The 543-nt window shown below is 71.1% G+C and carries 1 protein-coding gene; it reads left to right on the plus strand.

Features of this window, described 5'->3' with window-relative positions:
* A partial coding sequence (locus tag MBELCI_RS19025; RefSeq protein WP_045320582.1) for an ASKHA domain-containing protein occupies positions 1-543 on the plus strand: 543 nt, incomplete at both ends.

Below are 543 nucleotides of genomic sequence, written 5' to 3' on the forward strand. Positions count from 1 at the left end.
GGACGAGGTCGGTCCGGGCGGCGTCACCGGCATCTGCGGCTCGGGCATCATCGAGGCGGTGGCCGAGATGCGCATCGCCGGGCTGGTCGACGCCAAGGGGCTGATCGGATCGGCCGCACAGACCGGCAGCGAGCGCCTGATCGCCGAAGGCCGCACCCATGCCTATCTGATCCATGACGGATCGGAGGCGGGCGGCCCGCGCGTCACTGTGACCCAAGGCGACATCCGCGCGATCCAGCTTGCCAAATCGGCGCTTTACGCGGGCGCGCGGCTGCTGATGGACGAGCGTGAGGTCGAGGCCGTGGACCGGGTCGTGCTTGCGGGCGCCTTCGGCGCGCATATCAGCCCCATGCACGCCCTCGTGCTGGGCATGATCCCCGACGTGCCGGTCGAGAAGGTCACCAGCGCCGGCAATGCCGCCGGGACCGGGGCGCGGATCGCCCTGTGCTCGGTCGCGGCCCGCCGCGAGGCCGAGGCGCTGGTGCGCCGGATCACCAAGGTCGAGACCGCGATCGAGCCGCGTTTTCAGGAGCATTTCGTCGC

This window comes from Limimaricola cinnabarinus LL-001 (assembly GCF_000466965.1).
GTDB lineage: Bacteria > Pseudomonadota > Alphaproteobacteria > Rhodobacterales > Rhodobacteraceae > Limimaricola > Limimaricola cinnabarinus.